The sequence below is a fragment of the Pseudomonas auratipiscis genome (assembly GCF_036324085.1).
GTDB classification, from domain to species: Bacteria; Pseudomonadota; Gammaproteobacteria; order Pseudomonadales; family Pseudomonadaceae; genus Aquipseudomonas; species Aquipseudomonas auratipiscis.
In genome coordinates, this window is sequence record NZ_JAZDCU010000001.1 from 86,294 (window position 1) to 109,315 (window position 23,022).

Below are 23,022 nucleotides of genomic sequence, written 5' to 3' on the forward strand. Positions count from 1 at the left end.
AATGCGCCGCCTGGAGCTGGACTTCCAACCACGGCGCACAGCCCTTTGGGCCTGGGTGCTGCTCGGTCTGGGCGCCGCATTGCTGGCGGGGGCCATCGTGCTTGCGCACACCTTCGAGCAGCAACAGGCGGATCTCGACCAGCAACTGGCAGCGTTGGAGCGGCAACTGGGTAAGCGCCCTGAACACAGCACCTCGCTGACGCCGGCACAGAGTCGCGAGCAAACCGAGAAACTGGCACAGATGCGCAGCGTGTCGCAGCAACTGCAGCGGCCCTGGGAGCGCCTGTTCGACATGCTCGAAGCCCTGCCTCAGGACGACGTAGCGCTGCTGACCCTGACCCCGGATGCACGCAAAGGTCAGGTCCGCATCAGCGCAGAAGCGCGGGATCTGGAGGCCATGCTGAGCTTTCACAAGCGCCTGGAAGCCAGTGGCGAGTTGCGCGATGTATCGCTGCTCAATCACGAAATCATGGCCAAACAAGCCGAGCACCCTGTGCAGTTCAACCTATCGGCCACCTGGGAGATCGGCAATGCGCATCCATAGCCTGATTGTCCACGAACGTGCTCGCCAGTTGGGCGTGGTTGGCCTGGCAGGTGTTGGCCTGGGGCTGCTGGCCCTGGTCTATGTCGCGGCGGTGCTGGTGCCGCAATGGCAACAGTTGCAGCAGCAGAAATTGCACAGCGAGCAAGCCCACGAGCAACTGCAGCAGTTCAAGCGGGGAGATCTGAAACTGCCACAAGTGCCGCAGCGCGAACTGGAAGACTTTCACAAGCAACTGCCCGCGCAGCCTCAGGCCACGGTGGTCATCGACCGCATCTATAGCCTGGCCAAGGCTGAGCGCATCAGCCTGTCGCGTGGTGAGTACGCCTTGGGCGTCGATCCGAAGACTCAGTTGGCCCGCTACCAGATTCTTCTGCCGGTACGTGGCAGCTACCCGCAGATCCGCCGTTTCGTCCACGCCATGCTCGGCCAGTTGCCTGCACTGGTGCTCGAAGACGTCGACTTGCAGCGCAAGAAAATCGGCGACAGCGAATTGACCGGTCGCCTGCGGATGACCATTTATCTGTCGAGGTCATGATGAACATTCAACGTCGTCTGGCCTGGCTGGCCTTTCTCGGATCTGCTGCAGCGTTGAGCTGGGCGCCGGGTTACTTCTTCGACAGCGAAACTGCAGACAGCGACGCGGCGGTCGCCGTTGCCGAAAAAAGCTCAATTGCAGTCGCCGATTCGGCAACCCAGAGCACCAAGCCGGCTGCGCTGAAACTGCGCAATCTATTCCCCAGCAAGAGCTGGAAGCCGGCCGTGCAACTGGCCACGGTGACCGAACAGCCTGTTGCCGTGGCGCCGGTGGCCTTGCCTCCTGCAGCACCGGCGCTGCCGTTTCAATTTGTCGGCCGCCTGGATGATCGCGACGATCAACAAATCTTCCTGCAAAGCGGCGAAAAGCTCTACGTCGTACGCCGTGGCGACGTAATCGATGACATTTACCGGATCGAGCACATCTCCGCCACGGAGCTGAGCGTGGTCTACCTGCCGTTGCATCTGTCCCAGACTTTGTCTGTAGGGAGCGCACCATGATTTCGTCCAGGCACTGCAACAAGGCGCCATTCCTGATGCTCGCACTATGTGTCGCCCTGGCCGGGTGCGGTACCAGCGGGGTACGCAAAGACGGCCAGGCACTGATTGCCGAGGGGCAATACGAAGCCGGTATTTCCATGCTCGAGGAAGCATTGAAAGAAAACCCACGCGATACCGAACTCAATATCGCGGTGATCCAGGGGCGTCGGCAAGCGGTGGAGTCCTTGCTCAGCCAGGCTGACAGCGACCGCACTCGTCATGACTTTGCCAATGCCCGCCTGGGTTACGGCCGGGTGTTGACCCTGGAACCGAACAACCGTCGGGCGCAGGAGGCGGTCCGTCAGATCGAGCAAATCGGCAACATCAACGAACGCGTGGCCTTGGGCCAGGCGGCACTGCGTCAAGGTGATCTATTCGGTGCCGAACGCTTCATGCGCGAAGTGCTCCAGCTCGACCCGCAGAATCAGGATGGCCTGGCCCTGCGCAAGGACATCGAGCTGGTGCAGAGCCGCACTTCGCAGCCCAACCCGCAGTTGCGCACCAAGATGGAAAGGCCGGTGACCCTGGAGTTCCGTGACGCCAACCTGAAAACCATTTTCGAGGTGCTGTCGCAGGTGGCTGGTCTCAACTTCATCTTCGACAAGGACCTGCGTCCGGACATGAAGGCGACCATCTTTGTGAAGGATGTGCGCATTGAAGATGCAGTGGCATTGCTGCTGGAACAGAACCAGTTGCACCAGAAAATCGTCAACGAAAACACCCTGCTGATCTACCCGGACTCGCCGCAAAAGACCAAGGATTACCAAGAACTGGTGATGCGTACGTTCTACCTGACCAGCATCGATTCGAACACCGCACTGAACATGGTCAAAACCATGCTCAAAACCCGTGACGTGTTTGTCGACGAGCGCCTCAACACCCTGACCATGCGCGATACCCCCGATGCCGTGCGCATGGCCGAGAAGTTGCTGCAGTCCCAGGACCAGTCCAACCCCGAGGTAGTCCTGGAGGTTGAGGTGATGGAGATCGCTCGCTCGCGCATTCTCGAACTGGGTCTGCAGTGGCCCAACACCTTCGGCGTACTCAATGAAGACGGTAAGCCAGTGGGTACCCTGGATGATCTGCGCGGCATTGACTCCTCGCGCATCACCATCTCGCCTTCGCCGCAGGCCAAGATCAACGCCCAGGACAACGACATCAACACGTTGGCCAGCCCGGTGATCCGCGTCAGCAACCGCGAACAGGCGCGCATCCACATCGGTCAGCGGGTGCCGATTATCAGCGCCACGTCGGTGCCGTCGACACAAGGTCCGGTGATCACTGAAAGCGTGACTTACCTTGATGTCGGTCTGAAGTTGGAAGTCACGCCGGTGGTGCACCTGAACAATGAAGTGGCAATCAAGGTGGCCCTGGAAGTCAGCAACGCCAAGCCTCTTGAACCTACTCGCCAAGGCACCATTCCGGTACAGGTCGACACCCGCAACGCCCAGACCAGCCTGCGCCTGCATGACGGTGAAACCCAGGTGCTGGCGGGCCTGGTGCGCAATGACGAGGGCGCCAGTGGCAACAAGATCCCGTGGCTGGGCGACATTCCCGGTCTGGGACGCCTGTTCGGCAGTAACAGAAGTGATAAGGGCCAGTCCGAGCTGGTGTTGTCGATCACCCCGCGCATCGTGCGCAACCTGCCGTATCAGAGCCCATCGGACATGGAGTTCCCTTCAGGTACCGAGACCAGCATGCATATTCGCAACCTCAATCGCACTGCCGAAGAGCTTAGCGAAGAGCAGCCGATAGCCGCCGTTCCTAATGCAGTGAGGCCGTAAGCGATGAAACGCTCGATGGCAGGTTTCAGCTTGATCGAAGTAATGCTGACCCTGGCCCTGCTCGGGTTGCTGGCCTCGATTGCTGCACCGCTGACCGAAACCCTGGTACGCCGTGGCAAGGAACAGGACTTGAAAATTGCGTTGTATCAAATCCGTGATGCCATCGATGCCTACAAACGTGCCTTCGACGCCGGCTACATCGAGAAATCGCTCAACGCCACGGGTTATCCGCCCAACCTTCAGGTGCTGGTCGACGGTGTCCGCGATGTGCGCAGCGCCAAGGGCGCCAAGTTCTACTTTCTGCGGCGGATTCCCCACGATCCGCTGCGCAGCCGCAAGGACGATGATGAAGGCGGTTGGGGGCTGCGTGCCTATGACAGTTCAGCGCAAAGCCCGCGTGAGGGCGAGGATGTCTTCGATGTCTATTCCAAGGCGTCGGGCAAGGGTCTTAACGGCATCGCCTACGGGCAGTGGTGATCAGCATGCGTCGCAACCAAGGCTTTACCCTGATCGAGTTGCTGGTGGTGATGGCGATCATTGCCACGCTGATGACCATTGCCATGCCGCGCTATTTCCAGAGCCTGGAAACCTCGCGTGAAGCCACCTTGCGTCAGAGCCTGGCAGTGATGCGCGAAGCCCTCGATCACTACTATGGCGACACCGGGCATTACCCCGAATCGCTGGAGCAACTGGTCGAGCAACGCTACCTGCGCAACGCGCCGCTGGACCCGATCACTGAGCGTCGTGACCTGTGGCAAGTGATTGCACCTCCCGAAGGTGTGGCAGGTGCCGTGGCCGATATCAAGAGCGGTGCAACCGGGAGGGCGCGTGATGGCAGCTTATTTGCCGAGTGGTAGCGCCGCCGAGGCGGGCTTCACTTACCTGGGTGTGCTGCTGCTGATCGCCGTGACCAGTATCGCTCTGGGCGCCACGGTCACACTGTGGTCGACCCAGTCCATGCGTGAACGGGAGCGTGATCTGCTCTGGGTCGGCAGCCAATATGCCCAGGCACTGCGCAGCTATTACCGCGATTCGCCAGGCCTTGCCCAGTACCCGCAGACCTTGGACGAGCTGCTGGAAGATCCACGCTATCCCAATCTCAAGCGCCACTTGCGACGTCTGTATCCAGACCCGATTACCGGCAGCGATGACTGGGGCTTGCTGCGTTCTATCGACGGACGTATCACCGGCGTGTTCAGCCGCTCCGAACAGGCCCCCCTGAAACAGGCCGGCTTTGCCGCCCAATGGTCGGACTTCGAAGGCCTGCAGCATTACTCCGACTGGCAGTTCGTTGCCGAGAAGGCGTTCTCCGAGTCCGCCGCCGGTGCTCGCAAGGGGCTGAGCCAGGGAGCAGGAGAATGAACCGCCAACTGGCCGCCTGCGCCCTGGCCCTGGTGCTGCTGAGCGGCACTGCACGCGGCGGTGCCGAGGACGAGATGATGGGTTTCATCGTCGACAACACCATCTCGCATATCGGTCATGACTTCTATTACAGCTTCGCCGAACGGCTGCGTGCCACCAGCCGCCTGGATTTCAACCTGGTGGTACGGGAACGGCCGGATGCACGCTGGGGCAGTCTGGTAACGGTCGAGTACGAGCAACGCGTGATCTACCGGCGCTTCTTGCCGCCCAACACCACCGAGCTGAAGGACGCCGCGTACGAGGCGGCTGACCTGGTCAAGGCGCAGATCATCCAGCGCAAGCTGCAGATGCTGCTGCAGGACACCACTGATCTAGAGAGGGACGAGCTATGAATAACAATAGTACCTGCCGCCTGGCCTCCCTGGTCCTGCTGGCAGCCTTGGGCAGCCAGGCCGGCGCCACCGAACTGGTGTACACCCCGGTCAACCCTGCTTTTGGTGGCAACCCGCTCAACGGCACCTGGCTGCTCAACAATGCGCAGGCGCAGAACGATCACGAGGACCCGGCCATCAAGAGTCGTGCCTCGGCATTGGCCGGAACCTCGGCCTTGGAGCGCTTCACCAGTCAGCTTGAATCACGCCTGCTTTCGCAGTTGCTCAACAACATCAATAACGGCACCACCGGCAGCCTGCAGACGGACGCTTTCATCATCAATGTGCTCGATGACTCTGGGGCCTTGACGATCCAGATCACCGACCGGGCGACAGGTGAAATTTCGGAAGTTCTGGTAAACGGCCTGAACCCTTGAAGGGCGGGGCAATGGGGAGAGACAATCATGAAAAGAATTCTGACCACACTGCTGATCCTCGCCACCTTGCAAGGCTGCAGCTTGCGTGATCCGATGCCTGCCGACGACACCGAAAGCCCGACGCTTACACCACGGGCCTCGACCTACTACGACCTGTTGAACATGCCGCGCCCCAAGGGGCGGTTGATGGCAGTGGTGTATGGCTTTCGCGATCAGACCGGGCAATACAAACCGACACCGGCCAGCTCGTTTTCCACCAGCGTCACCCAAGGGGCAGCAAGCATGCTAATGGATGCCTTGCAGGCCAGCGGCTGGTTTGTAGTACTGGAGCGCGAAGGGCTGCAGAACCTGCTGACCGAACGCAAGATCATCCGTGCCTCGCAGAAAAAACCAGACGCCCCCGTGAACATCCAGGGTGAGCTGCCGCCGCTGCAGGCGGCCAACCTGATGCTCGAGGGCGGCATCATTGCCTATGACACCAACGTGCGCAGTGGCGGGGAAGGGGCGCGCTACCTGGGGATCGATATTTCCCGCGAGTATCGCGTCGACCAGGTTTCGGTCAACCTGCGGGCCGTCGATGTGCGCAGCGGTCAGGTGTTGGCCAACGTCATGACCAGCAAGACCATCTACTCGGTAGGGCGCAGCGCCGGGGTATTCAAATTCATCGAGTTCAAGAAACTGCTCGAAGCCGAGGTAGGCTACACCACCAACGAGCCGGCGCAACTCTGCGTACTTTCGGCCATTGAAGCGGCGGTGGGGCACCTGTTGGCCCAGGGTATCGAACGGCGTTTGTGGCAAGTGGCGGACAGCGGAAGTGGCGATCAGGCGACCCTGGATAAATACCTGAGCCAATACCAGGCGCCTTGATAAACAGCGCTGTGTTCTACGGGCGAAGGCGGTAAGTTGTTCAAGATATAAGTACGTTTAAATCGTTTTGGTGTTGTTGAGGTTCACATAATGTTTATGGGTTGAATGGTTTTGTGGGAGCTTGCTTGCATAATTAAAGGAAATTTCGTCTGTTGCTAACGTGGGTGTAATGGCTACCCTAAAGTGTGTCGCAAGCACTGCGATGTTGAAAATACTCAACGGTTTAGTGGTTATCGCATAGTTGCTTGTTGCGACAAGTTTAGAGGTGGGTCAAGTATGGTATATGACGTTATAATTGTGGGCGCGGGCGCCATTGGCGGTTCTATTGCCTATGAGCTTTGCTCGCGGGGTTTAACTGTTTGCCGGGTCGGTGAAACCGATCGGGTCAATGCGGCGTCCAAGGCCGCAGGTGCAATGAATGGCTGTTTTGGCGAGGTCACCAGCGGCCTGCTTGCCAGCGATTATGGTCGTCTCAAGTTACACATGGACCGCCAGGCACAAGACTTATGGCCGGCGTGGTCTGAGCGACTTGCGCGCTCATCGGTAAACAACCGCAATCTGTTCAGCGCCCAAGGTACCCATGTTGTGCTCAACAGCGCCGGCATGGGTGAAGTCGATACCGTCAATTACCACGCCATCGAACACACCCTTGAACGCTATGGCGAGCCGTTTGAAAGCATCGACCCGAGATCGCTCGGCTGGCTCAACCCCAATCAACTGGTACGCCCATTACGTGGCTTGTTCATTGCGGGCGAGCACGCGGTAGATTCCCACCTGCTGCTGGAGAAGCTGGATCAGGCATTGCTGGCCGAGCACGGCACAATAAAGGCCGAAAATGCCAGGCGTGTACTGACCGAAGGTGGAGTTGCCTCCGGCGTCGAACTCAACAGTGGCGAAATTCTGTTTGCGAAAAAAGTCGTGGTAGCCGCCGGCGCACACTCACTGGAACTGCTCAGTGGACTTGATCAGGTTGTGAGCAAGATACCGCCATTATTCAGTGGATATGGCGTTTCTATCCTGGTGAAACTGCCCAGTCACATGGCGCTTCCCACCTCGGTCATACGCACGCCCAATCGCGCCTTTGCCTGCGGACTGCATTGCGTGCCGCGTGGCGATGGGGTGCTGTACCTGGGCGCCACCAATATTCTCAGTGAAGAGCCCAAGCAACAGGCGCTGGTTTCAGATGTTCAATTCCTGCTGGGGTGCGCTGTCGATCAATTGAATCTCGACCTGCATGACGCCGAGATCATTTCTATCCAGGTTGGTAACCGTCCCATTCCAGCCGATGGCTTCCCGCTGATAGGTGAATGCGGTATCGAAGGGTTGTGGTTGGCGACCGGAACCTATCGAGATGGATTGCACCAGTCGCCGTTGCTGGCCGCTTACATTGCCGATTGCCTGACGGGGGTGAACACCACTGATCTGGACCTCAGTGTGTTCACCCCGGTGCGCGCGCCGCTGACTGGATTGGCACGGGAAACGACGGTAGAGGAAACCGTCAAGCAGATGTTCGCCACAGGCTATGAATACCGCTGGGATGTAAAACCTTATTGGCTACCCCTGCTCGATAAGGGCCTATCGAACAACTATCAGCAACTTATTGATGCGCTGCATCCTACGTTTACACCACCGCCAGAGTTGGTTGCATTTTCTTATCTGTATGAGTCAATGCGCACGAAACTTTCGAACTATTACAGGGCTTGGTCATGAGCCTGGATGAACGCGAACAACATGAAGTTGCTCGCGCGCGTCAAATGTTGAAGGCGGCAAACGTCTGGGATGTGGAGGGTGACTTGCAGGCCCTGGTCGATCGTTTTCTTGAACGAAATAATAGGGCTCGCGCACTCTATGAATTCAAACTGGCGGTCAGTGAGCGCTGCAATCGAATACCGTTGGGCCATATTGTAGGCGCCGCCGAGTTCGATCAGTTGCCGCTGGTAATAGGCAGTGGCGTATTTATCCCCCGGCAGCACAGCACCATTATTCATAAGTGGCTGGACAAGCAGCAGTTGGACGAGGGCAGTCGCGTGTTGGACCTCTGCGCCGGCAGTGGTGCGATTGGCCTGGCGATCGCACGACGCAGACCTGATCTGGTGGTTACGTGTGTGGAGTTCGATGATGTCGCCGCGCATTATCTCAAACGAAATATCGCCCGTATGGCCTGCAAAGGCATAAAGGCCAACGCCGTGCAGGCGGATATTCGCGACACCGCGATGTTCGTCCCGTTCGCCGGTCAGGTAGCGCTGATCGTGGCCAACCCTCCCTACGTTCCCCTCGGTCTTGAGTTACTGCCCGAGTGGAGCAGTCACCATCCGCAAGCATCGGTGTACTCAGGAGGCGACGGTCTGGAGTTGATTCGGCACATTGTCGAACTGGCGGTCGCTGTGCTGGTGCCTGGAGGGTGGTTGATCATTGAGCACGGCGTGGACCAGGCCAGCGCTGTGTGTCAGTTGTTCCAACAACACAGCTTCACGCAAGTCGAGGTAATTATCGACCCTGCTGCGTCCGATACCACCGGCATTGCGGTAATGACGGTTGGCCGTCTGCGTGACGATTGCTGAACAAAAGGAGCTTGGTGCAATGAATACACAGAGCAAACAGGATTGGATGACGACTCGTCGTGACAACACCAGCAGCGCATTGGCAACCGCGCTCAAGGAAGGCCTGACCGGCTTCACTGTTGCGCGGCGTGTAGGCAAACGTATCACCCTGCAGGATGGTGAAACGTTCACCGAGTTTGTCTCTTGCTCCTATCTGGGCCTGGAAACACATCCGGCCCTGATGGAAGCGGCACGCCAAGCCATGAGGATTGGCGGCTTGCACTTGTCTTCGTCGCGCAGCGCCATGCGCCCGGTCTACCTGCCGCAGCTTGAGGTCCTGCTGGGTGAAATGTATCCAGGCTGCGCAGTCACTGTGTTTACCTCGACCAGCAGTGTGCACCTTGGCGTGCTGCCATTGCTTGGCAGTGGCTCGCTCAAAGGCTATCCGATTCCCAGGCGTGTGCACTGGTTGATGGACAAGACCGCGCATGCCTCCATGCAGGTGCTCAGGGGCATTCTCGAGCAGTTTGGGGAAGTGTCGCGAGTCGAATCGACTGACCCGGAGTCGATGGACGGTGCACTTAAGCGTTGTAGCCACAGCCAGCAAACGCCGGTCTTGCTGATTGACGGCATCGGCTCAATGAGTGGCCAGGTACCCATTGCCGAGCTCTGCGCACAGTTGCAGCGGGTGGGCGGCTATCTCTATGTCGATGACGCTCACGGCATTTCCATTACCGGGCAGCATGGCGCGGGCTATGCCTTCAACGCGGTAGGCCAGGTGTTGCCGGCCAACATGCTGTTGGCCGGATCGCTGTCCAAGGCCTTCGGCGGCGCAGGCGGTTTTATCGTGGTGGCCGACCCAGGCGACATCGAAACCATCCAGACCCTCGCCAACCCATTGGTGTTTGGCCATTCGATCATGTTGCCGATGCAAGCGGCCAATGTTGCTGCGGCAAAAATCCATCTCAGTGAAGAAGTGGGCGTGTTGCAGCAGAGGCTATGGAAGAACGTGGCGTGCTTCGATGCCGTTACCGGTAAGCAAATGCTCAACGCTGGTATGCAATCGCCGGTCCGGGGCGCGCTGTTCGACTCCGAAGAGGCTGGCCTGCAAGCCGCGAGAATCCTGCGGGCCCACGGCGTTCTGCTGTTTCCGGTGTTCTATCCCATCATCGCCCAGGGGCAGGCGATGCTGCGCTTTGCGATTTCGGCCCTTCACAGTGAAAACGACATACGGCAAGTGGGCGTCGCGCTGAGCGAGATCGCGCACGCGAAGTTGTGGAAATCGCCGGGCAAGTCGGCAGCTCGAGGCTGAGGCTCAGCCGCATCAGGTGGCTTTACAACAGGAGATGTGATGATGACGCAACAAGGAACGTTACCACCTTCTATTACGACTATTTTGCAACCCCAGCGGGACCGACTGGATGTGATCAATAACCAACTGGTCGAGTTGCTCTGCCAGCGTATGCAAGTCTGCATGGTGATCGCCGAGCTCAAGGCCGCGCATGGTATTGCAATGATGCAGCCGCAACGTATTACCCAGGTGCTCGACGCGATCAAGGCGAAGGCTGTTCAGGTAGGGTTGAATGCCGGGTACGTCGAGTCGATCTTCAGGCTCATCATCGAAGAGACCTGTGTCCAAGAGAACCAATTGATCAATCAGCGACTGCACCAGGAAGGGCAGGCATGAAGATACTGCTCCTCGATAACTTCGACTCCTTCACCCACAATATTGCCCAATACCTGTATGAGGTAACCGGTGTATGGGCGGATACGCTGCCCAACACGGTGTGCTACAGCGACCTGAACATCGAAGACTACGACGCCATTGTTGTATCACCTGGCCCTGGCCACCCAGGATCAGGCGAAGACTTTGGGGTGTGTGCAGAGGTGATTGTGCAGTCGACGGTGCCCTTGCTCGGCATCTGTTTGGGGCATCAGGGTATCGCACAATTTCTGGGGGGCACGGTCGCCCATGCACCCCGCCCGGTACATGGCTACCGCAGCCGTATTACCCATACCGGAAAAGGATTGTTCCGCGATCTGCCGGAGCAGTTCGAGGTTGTTCGCTATCACTCCTTGACCTGTACTCACCTGCCGGACGACCTGCATTGCACTGCCTGGACCGATGACGGCGTGGTCATGGCGATAGAGCACAGCCACCGACCACTTTGGGGGGTGCAGTTTCATCCTGAGTCGATCGATTCTGAATACGGCCATGCACTACTCGGCAACTTTGTGCGAATGGCCCTGGAATATAACTGCATTCACCGCTCGCAACCGGGAGGCAGCCTGGGGCGTCAGTCGGCGGGTGACCTATTCATCGCCGCCGGCGGCTTGTCAAACATGCAGTTGAGTTATCGAGAGCACGCCGGGAAGGTCGAGCCATTGGCATTGTTTGCGCAGCGGTATGCTAATGACCGCTATGCGTTCTGGCTCGACAGTGAAAAATCAGAAAGGCCCAACGCGCGCTACTCGATCATGGGCAGTGGCCAAACGCCGGGGGCTGTCCGCCTTGAGTACAACGTCAACTACGAACGCCTGACCCTGGAGGGGCCAAACGGACGCCTTCAGGTCGAGGGCGACTGCTTCACGCTGATCGGCCAGATCATCGAAACGGTACAGGTGACGTTGCCAGAGAGCTTGCCCTTCGTATTCAGCGGCGGTTTGGTAGGGTACCTGGGCTACGAGTTGAAAGCGCTGGTGGGTGGGCACAAGGTCTATCGATCCGAATACCCCGACGCCAGTTTCATCTTTACCCCGCATTTTTTCGTTTTTGATCACCATCAGCACAGGCTTTACGAGTGCTTGATGAGTAAAGTCGGCGAGCAACCCGAGTGGCCGCCAGGCGTATTACCGACGAATCGGTTTGCCGCCGAATCTCAACAGTTTGTACCGGGAGCCGTGCATGGCCTCGATCTGGTCCTGGACGACAGCCCGCGGGCGTACATCGACAAGATCAAGCAGTCGCTGCAGTACATCAACGATGGCGAGTCTTATGAAATATGCCTGACCAACCGTGCCAGAGTGACCTACGAGGGTGCGCCGCTCGATGCTTATCGTCGGATGCGTGCAGCGAGTCCGGTACCCTACGGTGCATTCTTGCAGTTCGAGCGATTTTCAGTGCTCAGCGCCTCTCCGGAAACTTTCCTGCGAATCGACGCCTACGGTGTGATCGAGTCGCGGCCGATCAAGGGCACACGACCGCGCAGCGCAGACCCCGGCGAAGACCTGCAGTTGCGCGAAGACCTGGCCATCTCGGCCAAGGATCGTGCCGAGAACCTGATGATCGTCGATCTGGTGCGTCATGATTTGAACGGTGTGTGCCGGGCAGGCAGTGTGCATGTACCGGAAATTTTCGCAGTGGAGAGTTTTTCTTCGGTGCATCAACTGGTTTCCACCGTTCGCGGCAACCTGGCACCTGGGGTATCCAGCGTAGAGGCCATCCGCGCCTGCTTCCCGGGAGGCTCGATGACCGGCGCGCCGAAAAAACGCACCATGGAGATCATCGATACTCTGGAGTCCTCGGCGCGAGGTGTCTACTCCGGAGCGTTAGGCTGGATATCATTCAGGGGTGGGGCAGAGCTGAGTATCGTTATTCGTACCGCAGTGTTGCAGAACCAGCAGGCGGAGTTCGGTATCGGCGGCGCCATCGTCGCCCATTCCGACCCGGATCAGGAGCTCGAAGAGACCCTGGTCAAGGCCAGTGTCCCTTATTACAGTTTTGTCGCGGGGAATCGACAATGACCAATGACACGGTTGTCGTGTTGGGCGGCGGCGGTCTGGTCGGCACGCTGATGTGCAGTGTTCTCAAGCAGCAAGGATTGCACACCAGGGTGGTCGATTGTCGTGCTGGCGAACATGAGGATGAGCGTCACCAGATAGACGTGAGCAATCCACCCCGCGATAGCGCTCAGCTCTTCAGCAATGCCATCGCTGTCGTCTTCGCGTTACCAGAGCGAGTTGCCGTCGATGCCATCCCCTGGGTGCTCCAGGCTGTGTCGATGGACGTTATGTTCGTGCCGACCTGTTCGGTTCAAGGCCCTTTCTACGCAGCATTGAGAGCGCATTCTGCGCAGCAGCCGTGCATTGGCATCAATCCAATGTTTTCTCCGAGGCTTTCGCCACAAGGGCGTACCGTTGCGATCTGCCGGGACGACCAGGGGGCGGCCGAAACGTTCATTGAAACGGCGTTGATCGCCGCCGGCATGAAGATCAGGCGTATGTCGCCTGCCAGTCATGATGAGTTGATGGCGCTTTGTCAGGCATTGCCTCATGCCGCCATTATTGGTTTTGGCATGGCCTTGGCGAAGTCGACGCTGGACCTGGCTCTGATCGAGGAGGTCATGCCGCCGCCAATGCGCACGATGCTGGCGTTGCTGTCTCGCCTGTTGGTCAATCCAGCCGAGGTGTATTGGGACATACAACTGCAAAACCATCAGGCGAGTCAGCAGCGTGAAGCACTGCTGCAGGGAATGGAGTGTTTGATCAGAACGGTCAGCGATGAAGATTACCCACTCTTCAAGGAGGACCTGCAGACCGTCGCCAGAGCCCTGGGCGAGCGCCTGGACAGCGGTGCCCTGGACTGCCAACAGATTTTTTCTCAACTGAACTGAAAACATGAACAGGGTGAGAGCCCGCTTGAATATGGAGCTTTGTACATGTCATCGACGACAGGGGCGATCCAACAACAGCCTCGAACTAAGCGCTGGTGGGGACTGGCCGTATTGATGTTGCCGGTACTGCTGGTGACGGTAGATAACACCGTGCTGGGATTCGCCCTGCCAAAGATTGCCGAGGCGTTGCAGCCAACCGCCAGTCAGCAGTTGTGGATGATCGATGCCTATTCGCTGGTATTGGCAGGATTGCTAGTATCCATGGGCAGTCTGGGTGACCGGATAGGTCACCGTAAATTGCTGCTGATCGGGTCGTTGGGTTTCGCCACCGTATCGGTGATGACGGCGTACTCTGCCAATGCCGGACAGTTGATCGCCGGTCGCGCCTGCATGGGTATTTTCGGCGCCATGTTGATGCCCTCGACACTGGCGCTGATTCGCTCGCTGTTCGAGGATCGCGAAGAGCGCCGTCTTGCTGTCGCCATCTGGGCCACCACCCTGACAGTAGGTTCGGCACTCGGACCATTGGTTGGCGGGATACTGCTGGAGTTTTTCGACTGGGGGGCGATTTTTCTGCTGGCTGTACCGGTACTGGTACCGCTGTTGCTCCTCGGGCCGTGGCTATTGCCTGAGTCCGAGGCGGATGCGTCGGGGCCCCTCGATCCTTTGAGTATCCTGCAGTCAATGGTCGCTCTCGGCGCACTGGTCTATGGCATCAAGCATCTGGCCAGCGCAGGTCTGGACGCGCAGGCGGTGGCGGCTTTTGCCATCGGTGCGGCAAGTGGCTGGCTGTTTGTTCGGCGCCAACTGCGGCTGCCGGTGCCTTTGATGGATCTGGCGCTGTTTCGCAATAAAACCTTCAGCGGCTCGGTTGCCATCAACCTGATGAGTTTGGCGTTCCTGGTTGGTTTTGTGTTTTTCGCCACCCAGTTCTTGCAGATCGTCCTGGACATGTCTGCCTTCAAGGCAAGCCTGGCCTTGGTGCCGGGACAAATCATGGCGATTGTCGTCGGGATGCTGGTGGTTCCCGTTGCCCAGCGGGTTTCAGCGCAGGTATTGATACCGGTGTTGGTGGCGTTCACGGGGGGCGCGTTTTTGCTGGTTGCAGGTCTTGGCATCAACCTGATCGTGCTGGTCGTCGCCTTTGCCTTGTTGAACATCGGTGTCGGGGCAATCGCCACGGTGTCCAACGACATCATTCTGTCCGCCGCGCCACCGACCAAGGCCGGAGCAGCCTCGGCGATCAGTGAAACCGCGTATGAAGTGGGCGTGGTATTGGGCACTACGGTACTGGGCGGGGTGGTTACGGCCTACTACCGGGGTGCATTGCAGTTGCCCGCGTTTCTTACACCGCTGCAAGAACGCCTGGCCAGCGAAACGCTGGCGGGTGCTCACACAGTGGCGGCAACCCTGGGCACTGATCAGGCAAGCGAGTTGATGGCCATTGCCGGGCGTGCATTCGAGGGCGGGATTGGTTTGATGTCATGGCTAACATTCGTTCTCGCGGCGCTTGCCATCGTCATTGCCCGCGTGACCCTGAAAACGGCTCCGACGGTCGTCCAGCCTGAATTGAGCTGACGTCAGTGACTCGGACAGCCCTGGTCCTTGACGATTCGTGTGGTCGAAGCTGGGTTGTTGACCAGCTTCGCCGCAGCCCGTGCGGGGCGTTTCACCAGTTCGCCGGCACAATTGGGGCATTTGCCCTTGAGGTGCTGCGCATTGCAGGCTTTGCAAAACGTGCACTCGAACGAGCAAATCAACGCATCCTGGCTATCGCCAGGCAGGTCACAGCCACAGCATTCGCAATTGGGTCGTAGTTCCAGCATGGGCAGTCCTCTAGCCGGGGCGATACAGATGAGCGTGGCTGGCGCGGTACAGCGCCGACTCGGAAAAGCTGTCACTGGCCAACACCCGCCCGACCAAAATCAGCGCGGTACGGCGAAAGCCCTTGGCCTGTACCTGTTGGACAATAGCATCAAGGCTGCCGAGCACCCAGTCCTGATCCGGCCAGGTGGCGCGATGCACCACTGCAATCGGGCAGTCTCCGCCGTAATGCGGGCGCAGTTCTTCGACAATCTTCTCCAGGTGCTTGACCCCAAGATGTATCGCCAGGGTGCTGCCATGCCGGGCAAGGTCGGCCAGTTGCTCGCCAGCGGGCATCGGCGACTTGTCACCGTAGCGGGTGAGGATCACGGTCTGGGCAATATCCGGCAAGGTCAGTTCGCAGCCGAGCAGGGCGGCGCTGGCGGCCACGGCGGTAACCCCAGGGATGATTTCATAAGGAATGTTCAGTTCGCGCAAGCAGCGGATCTGCTCGCCAATGGCACCATACAGACTGGGGTCGCCACTGTGGACGCGAGCCACGTCCTGGCCACGTGCGTGAGCGTGGGCAATGGCTTCGATGATCTGTGCCAGGTGCAACTGCGCGCTATTGATGACTGTCTCGGCGCGATGGCCTTCAAGCACCGCGGCAGGTACCAGCGAGCCTGCATAGATGATCACCGGGCAGCGATGGATCAGGCGTTGGCCTTTTACCGTGATCAGCTCGGGGTCGCCGGGGCCGGCGCCGATGAAATAGACGGTCATGCGAAATCCTTGGAAAGAAAGTGCTGATTATCCGCCAAAGCCTGTGGCCGTGGCCAATGCCAGGCTGGCGTCACTCAGCAGGGTGCGCTTGACGTACAGTTGCGCCGAGCCTGCCATCTTCTCGGCCAGCGCCAGCGCTGCACTTTCGGCAACGCCATAGCAACCACTGTGCTCAAAGGCGACGGCTGAGCGATGGCTCAGGCGCGTCTCGAAAGCTGCCAGTTGAGCGGCAGAGAAAAACAGCAGGGGAACATTGAGGCGCCGGGCCAATTGATACAGCCCGGGTTCGTGTTCCTTGAGATCGATACTGGCAAGACCCGCGACTGCCTCAAGCGGCAAGTCGTGGGCCTTGAGGGTGTGTTCCAGCAGGTTGCCCAGGGTTTGTGCTGGGCAACCTCGTCGGCAACCGATGCCGACGAATATCTGCATCGCAGTCAAGCCTGGCTTGGGCGACGGAACAGCCAGGCGCTGATCAGGCCCAAGGCCAGCCAGAACGCCGCGTTGGTCAGCAGTGAAGCTATCTTGAACTCGGCTTCCAGTGCTTGCGGCGCAAGCATTGCATGCACTTCAGGCTGTGGGGCGCCGATTACGTGCGGCACTACCAGCAGCACAACGCCGAGGGCCTTGAACAACCAATTGTGAGCAAACACGATCAACCCAAGCCCTGCGGCGGTTGCAGCAGCGGTACCCACCCACCAGGCCTGGCGCTGGGCCAGGTCGGCAGCGGCGGTACCCGGCAACTCCGGTGGCAGGCCCAGGGTCGGTGCCAGGCAGAAAACAGCAAAGCCACCCAGGCCCCAGAGGGCTCCGGTGATCGCCGTCTTCGGCGCGCGCAGTGAGTACAACGCGGCGAGGATCAGGGCAAAGCCAACCGCGACCACCAGATTACCGCCGGTTGTCGAGACAACGCGTTGCCAACCGTCTTCGGGCGACCAGGCTTCGCTGTCGTGGTGGTGATCGGCAGCCACGCCGGGAGCGTGCTCGTGTGCTTCCACGGCCGGTGCTGCGCTTTCATAGGTTTCGGCCTGAAGAATCAGCGGCGCGACCCAAAAGCTTTGCAGCAGGGTCAGCAGCAGCGCAGCCAACAGTCCGGCGAAGCCTGCAGTACTTGCAATACGCTTGATCATCGGAAAGTACTCAATGGCAAGGGAAAGCAGCGCTGTGGCGCGTATCGTGGGCAGCGTTGTGCACCGCTTCGATATGCGAGAATCCGGCGAAGTAGACCAGGCACAGGCCCAGCAGCGAGGCACCAACGGCCACCAGCAGGCGCTGGCTGAGGCTTGTAGGGGTAACGGTAGGGTGACTGGCGGTACTGGTACGCATGGCGCTTTCCTCTTGGTGTTGTTCGGCAACAGGCAAGCGCAGGAAACCCCTGAACGCAGCTCGCCCAGGGGTTGCAACAGCGCCCGCCCACCGCGGGTTTGTCAAATCAGTGTTGGGCCGGTCTCCGGGCTGGTGAGGGCTGGCAAACTTACGCTCAGCCAAGGGCGTCACCTTCCCATGCCAAACTACGGGCACAGTTGTACTGACGCTTTGCTCACTTACCGTTGCGGGGGCAGCACCGGACTTGTCGTACACCCTTAAATAGCCGTGTATGACGCACCGGTTTCCCAGTTTCACCCTGTAAAGGGCACCCAAACGAATCGCACTAGCAAATCATGGGCGAAGTCAGGCGTCAATCGTGACAGCAGTTGACCCCGTACCGGGCACTGCGTAGCCTAGCCGCTTCGAGGTTCTTCGGCGTCGGCCGAAGCTAAGACGGGAACGCGGTTCAAGCCGCGGCTGCCCCCGCAACTGTAAGCATTGAAAGCGTCTGACACAGCCACTGCAGTTCTGCGGGAAGGCGTCATTCGACTGGCCCGCGGTCGGTGCAATGCAAGCCAGGAGACCTGCCTCGAACAGTTTCCGACATAAACCGGGCGGGGTGATCCGGTGGCGAACGCGCCCAGGTGGTAGCACCTGTGGTTCTCGTCCCGCATGCCCGCCATCCTGCCAAGGGCATCGACAATGAAAACACTGGCCAAACTTCCCGTCACTATCGTCACCGGCTTTCTCGGCTCGGGCAAAACGACGCTGCTGCGGCACATGCTCGACAATGCCCAAGGGCGGCGCATCGCGGTGATCGTCAACGAGTTCGGTGAGCTGGGCATCGACGGCGAGATTCTCAAGCAGTGCAGCATTGGTTGCACCGAAGAAGAGGCCAGCGGTCGTGTCTATGAGTTGGCCAACGGTTGCCTGTGCTGCACCGTGCAGGAAGAGTTCTTCCCAGTGATGCGCGAACTGGTTGCCCGCCGTGGCGATCTTGACCACATCCTTATTGAAACCAGCGGCCTGGCGCTGCCCAAACCGCTGGTTCAAGCGTTCCAGTGGCCGGAAATCCGCAATGCCTGCACGGTTGATGCGGTCATCACCGTAGTCGATAGTCCCGCGGTGGCTGCTGGTACCTTTGCGGCGTTCCCTGATCAGGTCGATGCCCAGCGCAAACTTGACCCTAACCTGGACCATGAGTCGCCGCTGCACGAACTGTTCGCCGACCAACTGGCCAGCGCCGATCTGGTGGTGCTGAACAAGGCCGACCTGATTGCTGCGCAAGACCTGGCCAAGGTCCGTGCCGAAGTGCAGGAAGAGTTGCCGCCAGCGGTCAAGGTGATCGAAGCCAGCAGCGGCCGTTTGCCGCTGGAAGTGCTGCTGGGCCTGGGCGCCGAGTCGGAAGCGCATATCGATGGCCGGCGTACCCACCATGATTCGCACCACGATGATGACGATCACGATGATCATGACCATGACGCCTTCGACTCGATCTCCATCGAGCTGCCAGAAGCGCACGAAAGCCAATTGCTGGATGCCTTGACTCAATTGGTCGTGCAGCACGGCATTTTGCGAGTCAAGGGCTTCGCGGCAATTCCCGGTAAACCGATGCGTTTGCTCATCCAGGGTGTCGGTACTCGTTTCGATAAGCATTTCGACCGCGCCTGGCGCAGTGAAGAGCCGCGCTCTACGCGCCTGGTGCTGATCGGCCAGGAACTGGATGCGCTGCAACTGGAAGCGAGCCTGCGGGCCGCACTGAGCGCTTGACCCATGCACCTGCTGCGCACCCAGCCCGGTGGATTCGTACCGGACGACAGTATTGCCGACCTCGGCCAGACGCCAGCCGAGCTGGTCATTCTCTGCAGCGGTGACTCGCACTTGGCGCTGCTGGCCGAAACCGCCCAGCAGTTGCCCGAAAATTATCCCAGCCTGCGTCTGGCCAACCCGATGCAGGTACAGAATCATGCCTCGGTCGACCTCTATGTCGATGAGGTTCTGCGCCATGCCAAGGTGATTCTGGTATCGCTGCACGGCGGTGTCGGTTATTGGCGCTACGGCGTCGAGCAATTGCTGGAGCTTGCCGCCCGTGGCGTGCAGTTGATTCTGGTGCCGGGCGATGATCGCCCGGACCCGGAGCTCACCGGCCTCAGTACGGTGCCCGCACAACAGGCCGAGCGGCTCTGGCACTTTTTGCGCCAGGGCGGCAAGGCCAATGCCCTGAATCTGTTCTACTGCCTGGCCAATCAGCTTTTGCAGCGCGATTATCCCTGGGATGAACCGCAGCAGTTGCCACGGACGGCGGTTTATCACCCGCGCAAAGCCACGGCGGTGCTCGACGACTGGTTTGCCCAGTGGCAGGTCGAACAGCCAGTGGTGCCGATACTCTTCTACCGCTCGCACCTGCAGGCTGCCAACACTGCTTTTATCGATACCTTCTGCGAGCGTTTGCAGCTAGCCGGGCTCAACCCGTTGCCTATCGCTGTGGCCAGTCTCAAGGAGGCCGGTTGTTTAAGTCAGGTCGAAGACTGGCTGGATCAGGTCGACGCTGCGCTGATCATCAACACCACCGGCTTTGCCCAGTCCAGCCCGGAACAACCAAACCTGCGTCCGTTTCGCCGCGACGTTCCGGTGCTGCAGGCAATTTGCGCCCAGGACAACCAGCCAGGCTGGCAGGCCAGCGAGCAGGGCCTGGGGGCTCGCGACCTGGCCATGCACATTGTCTTGCCGGAATTGGACGGGCGCATCATCACACGACCGATCAGCTTCAAGGACCTGGCCTGGCGTAGCGAGCGCAGCCAGTCGGATGTGGTTTGCTATCGCCCGCATGCCGAGCGCATGGATTTCGTTGCCGAATTGGCCCGTCGCTGGTGTGCACTGGCGCAGTTGCCCAATCAGGACAAGCGTGTAGCCTTGATTCTGGCCAACTACCCGACACGTGATGGCCGCATCGGCAATGGCGTTGGTCTGGATACCCCGGCCGCGGCGCTGAACATCCTGCGTGCCCTGCAACGTCAGGGCTATCCGCTAAGCAGCACCTTGCCGGATAGCGGCACGGCGCTGATTCAGGCGCTGCTCGGTGGCGTCAGCAATGATCTGCACAGCCTTGATCAGCGTCCGTGCCTGCAGAGCATGGCCTTGGAGGAGTATCAGGCCGCCTTTGCCACACTGCCGCAGGCCAACCAGGATGCAGTGCGCGCACGTTGGGGCGAGGCGGAGCTCGACCCGATGTTCCGCAACGGACGGATGATGGTCGCCGGTCTGCGGTTTGGCCTGACCTTTGTCGGCATCCAGCCGGCGCGTGGTTACCAACTGGACCAGAGCGCGGTTTACCACGATCCCGACCTGGTGCCGCCCCATGGCTACCTGGCGTTCTATTTCTGGCTGCGTCATGGCTTTGCTGCCGATGCATTGATCCATGTCGGCAAGCACGGCAACCTGGAGTGGCTGCCGGGCAAGGGCGTGGGTTTGTCCGCCAATTGCTGGCCAGATGCGTTGATCGGACCGCTGCCGAACATCTATCCGTTCATCGTCAATGACCCGGGCGAGGGCGCCCAGGCCAAGCGTCGCACCCAGGCGGTGATCATCGATCACTTGATGCCGCCGTTGACCCGTGCCGAAACCTACGGTCCGCTGCGACACCTGGAAGCGCTGGCCGATGAGTATTACGAAGCGCAGTTGCTCGATCCACGCCGGGCCCGAGAGTTGCAGCGCGATATTCTCGAACTGGTGCGCGATAACCACATCGATCGTGAGCTGCAGCTTGAAGGTGCACTGGATGATGCTGCGGTGTGGTTACCGCGTCTGGATACCTACTTGTGCGACCTCAAGGAGTCGCAGATTCGTGATGGCCTACATGTGTTTGGCGAGTCACCCGCAGGACGGCTGCGTCTCGATACTCTGCAGGCACTGCTGCGGGTGGCGCGAGGCGATGGTCGCGGTGCCAATTGCAGTTTACTCCGGGCCTTGGCCAAGGCCTTGGCGCTGGGGTTCGATCCCCTTGATTGCGACCTGGGCCAGCCCTGGCAAGGGCCGCGCCCGGCACTTTTACAGGCGCAGGATGAGGCCGTATGGCGGACCCAGGGTGACACCCGTGAACGCTTGGAAATCCTCGCCGGCACCTACATAGCACAAGCCCTGGCAGGCACTATCGAGTTACCGGACGATACGGCTTGGTCGGATGTGAGGGCTGTGTTGCTGGCCCTGCAGCACAGTATTGCGCCGCAACTGGACGCTTGTGGGCCGGCTGAGATGCACGGCTTGCTGGCAGCCCTGCAAGGACGCTTTGTCCCGGCCGGGCCCAGTGGTGCCCCCAGTCGCGGGCGCTTGGACGTGCTCCCGACCGGGCGCAACTTCTTTACCGTCGATGTTCGCAATCTGCCGACCACCACGGCGTGGCGTATCGGCTTTGCTTCGGCGAACCTGATTCTTGAACGCCACCTGCAGGATCATGGTGATCATTTGCGTCAGTTGGGTCTGTCGGTTTGGGGGACGGCGACCATGCGCACCGGTGGCGATGATATCGCCCAGGCCATGGGCTTGCTGGGCGTGCGCCCGGTATGGGCGAGTGGCAGCCAGCGCGTCGATGACTTCGAAATACTTCCCTTGAACCTGCTCGACCGACCGCGGGTGGATGTAACGCTGCGCGTCTCGGGGTTCTTCCGTGATGCGTTCGGCAACCTCATCAAGCTGTTTGACGCCGCAGTCCAGGCAGTGGCGGCGCTGGATGAGCCCGACGACTTGAACCCGCTCGCGGCCAGGGTGCGTGCAGAGCGCAGTGAACTCGAACGCCAGGGTTTGACGACCGAGCAGGCCACACGCCAGGCCGGTTGGCGTGTATTCGGCGCCAAGCCTGGAGCCTATGGTGCGGGCGTACAGAATGCTGTCGACGGGCACCTATGGAACGAGCGCAAGGACCTTGCCGAGGTTTACCTTAATCATGGTGGTTATGCCTACGGCGCAGCCGATGACGGCACCCCGGCACGCGCCGACTTCGCCCGGCGCCTGAGCCAGGTGCAGGCGGTAATCCAGAATCAGGACAATCACGAGCATGACCTGCTCGACTCCAATGATTACTACCAGTTTCAAGGCGGTATGCTGGCGGCCGTTGAAACCTTGGGGGGCAAGCCGGCAGCCAGCTACCATGGCGATCACAGTCAGCCGGACCGTCCGCGCATCCGCACCCTGAAAGAGGAACTCAATCGAGTGGTGCGTGCGCGGGCGCTCAATCCCAAGTGGATAGACGGGGTCAAGCGCCATGGTTACAAAGGTGCCTTCGAACTGGCCGCGACCGTCGATAACCTGTTCGCTTTCGATGCCACCACCCATTTGATAGACGATCACCACTATCAGTCGCTGGCCGAGGCTTATGTTCTGGATGCTGCGACCCGCGACTTTATGCGCCAGCACAACCCGCAAGCCCTGCGCGACATCACCGAGCGGCTCCTGGAAGCTCAGCAGCGTGGCTTGTGGGAGTTCCCGGGGGATTACCGTGAAGCCCTCGAAGAGCAACTGCTCGATGGCGAAGAAGAGATTTGAA

24 protein-coding genes and 2 riboswitches are annotated in these 23,022 nt (G+C 59.7%); of the genes, 19 read left to right on the forward strand and 5 right to left on the reverse strand.

Annotation, left to right across the window (positions count from 1 at the left end):
• Position 1: 1 nt before the first annotated feature.
• The 17 genes from V0R60_RS00375 to V0R60_RS00455 all read left to right on the forward strand — a co-directional run bounded on the left by V0R60_RS00375 (position 2) and on the right by V0R60_RS00455 (position 15,170).
• On the forward strand, positions 2 to 544 hold the full coding sequence (locus V0R60_RS00375) for a PilN domain-containing protein (RefSeq protein ID WP_136476527.1): 543 nt from the start codon (positions 2 to 4) through the stop codon (positions 542 to 544).
• On the forward strand, positions 531 to 1,079 hold the full coding sequence (gene pilO / locus V0R60_RS00380; RefSeq protein WP_330078704.1) for a type 4a pilus biogenesis protein PilO: 549 nt from the start codon (positions 531 to 533) through the stop codon (positions 1,077 to 1,079). The genes V0R60_RS00375 and pilO overlap by 14 nt, the downstream gene beginning before the upstream one ends.
• Positions 1,079 to 1,579 (forward strand): hypothetical protein, encoded by a 501-nt coding sequence (locus V0R60_RS00385; protein WP_136476523.1) that lies wholly within the window; start codon positions 1,079 to 1,081, stop codon positions 1,577 to 1,579. Before pilO ends, V0R60_RS00385 begins: the two co-directional genes overlap by 1 nt.
• Positions 1,576 to 3,402 carry a secretin N-terminal domain-containing protein gene (locus V0R60_RS00390; RefSeq protein WP_136476521.1) on the forward strand — a complete coding sequence of 609 codons (1,827 nt, stop codon included), beginning with the start codon at positions 1,576 to 1,578 and terminating at the stop codon, positions 3,400 to 3,402. Before V0R60_RS00385 ends, V0R60_RS00390 begins: the two co-directional genes overlap by 4 nt.
• Positions 3,403 to 3,405: 3 nt before the next feature.
• Entirely contained in the window at positions 3,406 to 3,879 is a 474-nt protein-coding gene (locus V0R60_RS00395) for a prepilin-type N-terminal cleavage/methylation domain-containing protein (protein WP_136476518.1), read from the forward strand.
• A gap of 5 nt (positions 3,880 to 3,884) precedes the next feature.
• Entirely contained in the window at positions 3,885 to 4,259 is a 375-nt protein-coding gene (locus V0R60_RS00400) for a type II secretion system protein (RefSeq protein ID WP_136476516.1), read from the forward strand.
• Positions 4,234 to 4,764, forward strand: coding sequence for a type II secretion system protein (locus tag V0R60_RS00405; RefSeq protein ID WP_330078703.1), 531 nt, complete (start codon positions 4,234 to 4,236; stop codon positions 4,762 to 4,764). The genes V0R60_RS00400 and V0R60_RS00405 overlap by 26 nt, the downstream gene beginning before the upstream one ends.
• A complete protein-coding gene (gene csgE / locus V0R60_RS00410; protein ID WP_136476512.1) occupies positions 4,761 to 5,156 on the forward strand; it encodes a curli production assembly/transport protein CsgE in 396 nt (131 codons plus the stop codon). Before V0R60_RS00405 ends, csgE begins: the two co-directional genes overlap by 4 nt.
• Positions 5,153 to 5,572: a curli assembly protein CsgF gene (locus tag V0R60_RS00415; RefSeq protein WP_330078702.1), complete on the forward strand. Its 420-nt coding sequence runs from the start codon at positions 5,153 to 5,155 to the stop codon at positions 5,570 to 5,572. The genes csgE and V0R60_RS00415 overlap by 4 nt, the downstream gene beginning before the upstream one ends.
• A gap of 27 nt (positions 5,573 to 5,599) precedes the next feature.
• Positions 5,600 to 6,439, forward strand: coding sequence for a CsgG/HfaB family protein (locus V0R60_RS00420; RefSeq protein WP_203541490.1), 840 nt, complete (start codon positions 5,600 to 5,602; stop codon positions 6,437 to 6,439).
• A 183-nt stretch (positions 6,440 to 6,622) separates the two neighbouring features.
• On the forward strand, positions 6,623 to 8,149 hold the full coding sequence (locus V0R60_RS00425) for an NAD(P)/FAD-dependent oxidoreductase (RefSeq protein WP_330078701.1): 1,527 nt from the start codon (positions 6,623 to 6,625) through the stop codon (positions 8,147 to 8,149).
• A complete protein-coding gene (locus V0R60_RS00430; protein ID WP_330078700.1) occupies positions 8,146 to 9,000 on the forward strand; it encodes a HemK/PrmC family methyltransferase in 855 nt (284 codons plus the stop codon). Before V0R60_RS00425 ends, V0R60_RS00430 begins: the two co-directional genes overlap by 4 nt.
• 19 nt (positions 9,001 to 9,019) lie before the next feature.
• Positions 9,020 to 10,291 (forward strand): aminotransferase class I/II-fold pyridoxal phosphate-dependent enzyme, encoded by a 1,272-nt coding sequence (locus V0R60_RS00435; protein WP_330078699.1) that lies wholly within the window; start codon positions 9,020 to 9,022, stop codon positions 10,289 to 10,291.
• Between the two features lie 39 nt (positions 10,292 to 10,330).
• Positions 10,331 to 10,666: a chorismate mutase gene (locus tag V0R60_RS00440; protein ID WP_330078698.1), complete on the forward strand. Its 336-nt coding sequence runs from the start codon at positions 10,331 to 10,333 to the stop codon at positions 10,664 to 10,666.
• Positions 10,663 to 12,723 (forward strand): aminodeoxychorismate synthase component I, encoded by a 2,061-nt coding sequence (gene pabB, locus V0R60_RS00445; protein ID WP_330078697.1) that lies wholly within the window; start codon positions 10,663 to 10,665, stop codon positions 12,721 to 12,723. The genes V0R60_RS00440 and pabB overlap by 4 nt, the downstream gene beginning before the upstream one ends.
• Positions 12,720 to 13,592 (forward strand): prephenate dehydrogenase dimerization domain-containing protein, encoded by an 873-nt coding sequence (locus V0R60_RS00450; protein WP_330078696.1) that lies wholly within the window; start codon positions 12,720 to 12,722, stop codon positions 13,590 to 13,592. Before pabB ends, V0R60_RS00450 begins: the two co-directional genes overlap by 4 nt.
• Before the next feature lie 45 nt (positions 13,593 to 13,637).
• Positions 13,638 to 15,170 carry an MFS transporter gene (locus V0R60_RS00455; protein WP_330078695.1) on the forward strand — a complete coding sequence of 511 codons (1,533 nt, stop codon included), beginning with the start codon at positions 13,638 to 13,640 and terminating at the stop codon, positions 15,168 to 15,170.
• A 2-nt stretch (positions 15,171 to 15,172) separates the two neighbouring features.
• On the opposite strand, the gene V0R60_RS00460 is transcribed toward V0R60_RS00455, so the two are convergent.
• The 5 genes from V0R60_RS00460 to V0R60_RS00480 are packed head-to-tail and all read right to left on the reverse strand — an operon-like array spanning position 15,173 to position 17,501.
• Complete coding sequence (locus V0R60_RS00460; RefSeq protein WP_136476496.1) at positions 15,173 to 15,418, reverse strand: DUF1272 domain-containing protein; 246 nt, start codon at positions 15,416 to 15,418, stop codon at positions 15,173 to 15,175.
• Between the two features lie 10 nt (positions 15,419 to 15,428).
• Complete coding sequence (cobM, locus tag V0R60_RS00465; RefSeq protein WP_330078694.1) at positions 15,429 to 16,178, reverse strand: precorrin-4 C(11)-methyltransferase; 750 nt, start codon at positions 16,176 to 16,178, stop codon at positions 15,429 to 15,431.
• Positions 16,179 to 16,205: 27 nt separating this feature from the next.
• Positions 16,206 to 16,607, reverse strand: a complete 402-nt coding sequence (locus tag V0R60_RS00470; protein WP_136476492.1) for a cobalamin biosynthesis protein — start codon at positions 16,605 to 16,607, stop codon at positions 16,206 to 16,208.
• 5 nt (positions 16,608 to 16,612) lie between these two features.
• The gene (locus V0R60_RS00475) at positions 16,613 to 17,305 is read right to left on the reverse strand and encodes a CbtA family protein (RefSeq protein ID WP_330078693.1); all 693 of its coding nucleotides are present in this window, start codon (positions 17,303 to 17,305) and stop codon (positions 16,613 to 16,615) included.
• Positions 17,306 to 17,315: 10 nt separating this feature from the next.
• Complete coding sequence (locus tag V0R60_RS00480; protein WP_136476488.1) at positions 17,316 to 17,501, reverse strand: CbtB domain-containing protein; 186 nt, start codon at positions 17,499 to 17,501, stop codon at positions 17,316 to 17,318.
• A gap of 98 nt (positions 17,502 to 17,599) precedes the next feature.
• Positions 17,600 to 17,831: riboswitch (cobalamin riboswitch) on the reverse strand.
• A gap of 60 nt (positions 17,832 to 17,891) precedes the next feature.
• Positions 17,892 to 18,089, forward strand: a riboswitch (cobalamin riboswitch).
• A 96-nt stretch (positions 18,090 to 18,185) separates the two neighbouring features.
• Between V0R60_RS00480 and cobW the strand changes: the two genes are divergently transcribed.
• The gene (gene cobW, locus V0R60_RS00485) at positions 18,186 to 19,253 is read left to right on the forward strand and encodes a cobalamin biosynthesis protein CobW (protein ID WP_136476486.1); all 1,068 of its coding nucleotides are present in this window, start codon (positions 18,186 to 18,188) and stop codon (positions 19,251 to 19,253) included.
• Positions 19,254 to 19,256: 3 nt separating this feature from the next.
• On the forward strand, positions 19,257 to 23,021 hold the full coding sequence (gene cobN / locus V0R60_RS00490) for a cobaltochelatase subunit CobN (protein WP_330078692.1): 3,765 nt from the start codon (positions 19,257 to 19,259) through the stop codon (positions 23,019 to 23,021).
• Position 23,022 lies beyond the last annotated feature (1 nt).

Excerpts from the sequence above, each read along its gene's own strand:
- V0R60_RS00375 (WP_136476527.1), top strand. The coding sequence starts at position 2 with ATGCGCCGCCTGGAGCTGGACTTCCAACCACGGCGCACAGCCCTTTGG.
- pilO (WP_330078704.1), top strand. The coding sequence starts at position 531 with ATGCGCATCCATAGCCTGATTGTCCACGAACGTGCTCGCCAGTTGGGC.
- V0R60_RS00385 (WP_136476523.1), top strand. The coding sequence starts at position 1,079 with ATGAACATTCAACGTCGTCTGGCCTGGCTGGCCTTTCTCGGATCTGCT.
- V0R60_RS00390 (WP_136476521.1), top strand. The coding sequence starts at position 1,576 with ATGATTTCGTCCAGGCACTGCAACAAGGCGCCATTCCTGATGCTCGCA.
- V0R60_RS00395 (WP_136476518.1), top strand. The coding sequence starts at position 3,406 with ATGAAACGCTCGATGGCAGGTTTCAGCTTGATCGAAGTAATGCTGACC.
- V0R60_RS00400 (WP_136476516.1), top strand. The coding sequence starts at position 3,885 with ATGCGTCGCAACCAAGGCTTTACCCTGATCGAGTTGCTGGTGGTGATG.
- V0R60_RS00405 (WP_330078703.1), top strand. The coding sequence starts at position 4,234 with ATGGCAGCTTATTTGCCGAGTGGTAGCGCCGCCGAGGCGGGCTTCACT.
- csgE (WP_136476512.1), top strand. The coding sequence starts at position 4,761 with ATGAACCGCCAACTGGCCGCCTGCGCCCTGGCCCTGGTGCTGCTGAGC.
- V0R60_RS00415 (WP_330078702.1), top strand. The coding sequence starts at position 5,153 with ATGAATAACAATAGTACCTGCCGCCTGGCCTCCCTGGTCCTGCTGGCA.
- V0R60_RS00420 (WP_203541490.1), top strand. The coding sequence starts at position 5,600 with ATGAAAAGAATTCTGACCACACTGCTGATCCTCGCCACCTTGCAAGGC.
- V0R60_RS00430 (WP_330078700.1), top strand. The coding sequence starts at position 8,146 with ATGAGCCTGGATGAACGCGAACAACATGAAGTTGCTCGCGCGCGTCAA.
- V0R60_RS00435 (WP_330078699.1), top strand. The coding sequence starts at position 9,020 with ATGAATACACAGAGCAAACAGGATTGGATGACGACTCGTCGTGACAAC.
- V0R60_RS00440 (WP_330078698.1), top strand. The coding sequence starts at position 10,331 with ATGATGACGCAACAAGGAACGTTACCACCTTCTATTACGACTATTTTG.
- pabB (WP_330078697.1), top strand. The coding sequence starts at position 10,663 with ATGAAGATACTGCTCCTCGATAACTTCGACTCCTTCACCCACAATATT.
- V0R60_RS00450 (WP_330078696.1), top strand. The coding sequence starts at position 12,720 with ATGACCAATGACACGGTTGTCGTGTTGGGCGGCGGCGGTCTGGTCGGC.
- V0R60_RS00455 (WP_330078695.1), top strand. The coding sequence starts at position 13,638 with ATGTCATCGACGACAGGGGCGATCCAACAACAGCCTCGAACTAAGCGC.
- V0R60_RS00460 (WP_136476496.1), bottom strand. The coding sequence starts at position 15,418 with ATGCTGGAACTACGACCCAATTGCGAATGCTGTGGCTGTGACCTGCCT.
- cobM (WP_330078694.1), bottom strand. The coding sequence starts at position 16,178 with ATGACCGTCTATTTCATCGGCGCCGGCCCCGGCGACCCCGAGCTGATC.
- V0R60_RS00470 (WP_136476492.1), bottom strand. The coding sequence starts at position 16,607 with ATGCAGATATTCGTCGGCATCGGTTGCCGACGAGGTTGCCCAGCACAA.
- V0R60_RS00475 (WP_330078693.1), bottom strand. The coding sequence starts at position 17,305 with ATGATCAAGCGTATTGCAAGTACTGCAGGCTTCGCCGGACTGTTGGCT.
- V0R60_RS00480 (WP_136476488.1), bottom strand. The coding sequence starts at position 17,501 with ATGCGTACCAGTACCGCCAGTCACCCTACCGTTACCCCTACAAGCCTC.
- cobW (WP_136476486.1), top strand. The coding sequence starts at position 18,186 with ATGAAAACACTGGCCAAACTTCCCGTCACTATCGTCACCGGCTTTCTC.
- cobN (WP_330078692.1), top strand. The coding sequence starts at position 19,257 with ATGCACCTGCTGCGCACCCAGCCCGGTGGATTCGTACCGGACGACAGT.